At 41.7% G+C, this 2,196-nt stretch carries 3 protein-coding genes; all 3 read right to left on the minus strand.

The features are described 5' to 3' along the window. The coding region (locus DKM50_05390) for a hypothetical protein (GenBank protein ID PZM81814.1) at positions 1–232 on the minus strand (232 nt) is incomplete at its 3' end. Further along, a complete protein-coding gene (locus DKM50_05395) occupies positions 199–1,692 on the minus strand; it encodes a hypothetical protein (GenBank protein PZM81815.1) in 1,494 nt (497 codons plus the stop codon). The genes DKM50_05390 and DKM50_05395, both read right to left, overlap by 34 nt. A gap of 2 nt (positions 1,693–1,694) precedes the next feature. After that, positions 1,695–2,006 (minus strand): hypothetical protein, encoded by a 312-nt coding sequence (locus tag DKM50_05400; protein PZM81816.1) that lies wholly within the window; start codon positions 2,004–2,006, stop codon positions 1,695–1,697. Positions 2,007–2,196: the final 190 nt, after the last annotated feature.

The raw sequence follows: 2,196 nt of genomic DNA on the forward strand, positions 1-2,196 counted from the left end.
AAGTTGATCTGCTATTATTTCCATAAGGGAATTCCTTTCTTGATATAGTCTGATTAACTAATATCTTATCAGGAATTCCCCCATCTTTGATGTACAGCCCGTTTTTTTCGGCAACACCAAATTGCCTTATAAATTTGATAAAAAGATAGCGGGGTTTTGCCCCGCTTTTTCTTTTCTGTGTTCGATTAATTTTCAGTATCAGTCCTTGTTCAGTTCGAACTCCAGTTCCCACGGAAGCAGCTTAAAATAGATTAATAACCTGTCTTTGTGATAGATGATCTTTTCAACCATAGAAACAAGATATTCCTGTAGATGGTCAAAAGTGTAGCTCTCGTGATTTGTTTTGAAGGATATGAGCCGTTTTTTGAGAAGAGAAACGTCAATCACTGTGTCCAGAACTTCGCAGATATTGAATTCCAGTTTGTAAATGCGAGCTTTAATTTGTTTTTCTTCCAGTTCCAGTTCTCCGATCTTCTGATTAATCCGTTCTCGTTCTTTGGATAGGAACTGGCTCGATATGAGTGAGTCAAGGTATTTGTCTTTCTTTTCCCTGACCGATTCCAACTCGTTTTCCAGTAATAGTTTTTCTTTCTGCATAGACTGTTCTTCCCGTTCTACTGACTGATTATGCTTGAGAATACGGTTTTCGAGTAGCTTAAATTGTGTTTCTTGGGATAGTTCCAACAGGATCTCTTTTACCCGGGTATCAACCAGAGCAAAAGGAGCGTTCTTGATTGTGCAGTTATGCTGTCCTTTTTCCGGGTTGCAGGTACTACGGCAACGGTAATAGTAGAATTTGTTTTTCATTCTGTTTAGGGAATGGCTCGGTGTCATGTAAGAACTGCAGGAACCACAGAATAGCAGTTTTTTGAGCAGACCCTGAACTTGATTCGGTCGGACTTTGTAGTTTGATTCCTCGATGATTTTCTGGACTTGGTTAAACTTGGCTTCGGCAATAATCGGCTGGTGCAGTCCATCATACAATTTCCCATTCCAAATAATCTTACCTGTGTAAACGGAATTTTGAATAATCCTGTATATTTTACGGTTATCAAAGAGTTTGCTATCTCGGTCACGGTATCCGGTATCATTGAGGAACCTTGCTGTCTGTATGGTTGATTTTGTTTCGATATATTTATCAAACATTAGAACAACGATCTCTTTTTCCCGTTTGTGCGGAGCGATCTGTTTGTCTACGTTGGTATAACCAAAAGGCCGATGACCTCCGTTATACATGCCCTGGCTTGCCCGGTATTCCATGACATCAATTAACCTTTCAGAAGTCTGCTCCCGTTCAAGCTGGGCAAAAACCAGAGCCACCCGGAGCATGGCTTTTCCTATGGCTGTTGTCGTGTCGAAACTTTCTTTTAGGGATATGAACTCGATCTCTTTTTCCTGCATAGTTTTCATGAGACTTTCAAAGTCCAGAAGAGATCGGGACAACCGGTCAAGTTTTTTGACCACAACCGCATTAACCTTTTTTGCCAGAATATCTTTAACCAGTCTTTGATATTCCGGTCTGTTAGTATTTCCGCCGGATTTTCCCCGCTCAATAAATACGTGATGAATTTTGTATCCCCGGTAATCACAGAATTTTCGAAGCTCATTTTCCTGCTCGTCCAGCGAGTCTCCTTCGTTCGCCTGTCGTTCGGTCGATACCCGGATATACAAATCAACTTTGAAGTTATCCATGATTAAAACTCCTCCCCGAAATGCGATAGTATCTGTCCGGCCATTTGCTCAACGGCAAACCAGCAGAGGTAAACTTTGAGCGTGTCTTCATCTTCGATGGCAGAGCAAAAAGAATCTATGAACTGACCTAACGTTTGCCCGGTATTATTTCGGAATTCTTCCACCATATCCCAGATGGATTTTTCATATTTCCGGTAGAGGCTGAGACAATCAGACGTGTAGACAACTTCTCCGACACAGCCGCTGACGCAGCCGTGATTAATAATGTCCTGTAATTGTCCGTTGATACTGTAACCGGTACGGTTACAGACCACCCGGACGAACCAATTAAGGATTGATTCCTTCCGCTGGTAGCGGTGCGGGAAATGAGCATTAATATATTTTTTAAGGGCTTGTTTGGTTATTGCAGATTCAGATGAAGCTGTTCAGGTAATTCAGGTAAACTGTCCACCTGATTCAGATTGATGGTGTCCAGTCGATCTCCGAGACAAAAATACAAGCAGA

The organism is Candidatus Margulisiibacteriota bacterium, assembly GCA_003242895.1.
Taxonomy (GTDB): Bacteria; Margulisbacteria; Riflemargulisbacteria; order GWF2-39-127; family GWF2-39-127; genus GWF2-39-127.

What these genes read in the sequence shown, in the direction of transcription:
- DKM50_05395 (PZM81815.1), bottom strand. Translation starts at nt 1,692, where the DNA reads ATGGATAACTTCAAAGTTGATTTGTATATCCGGGTATCGACCGAACGA.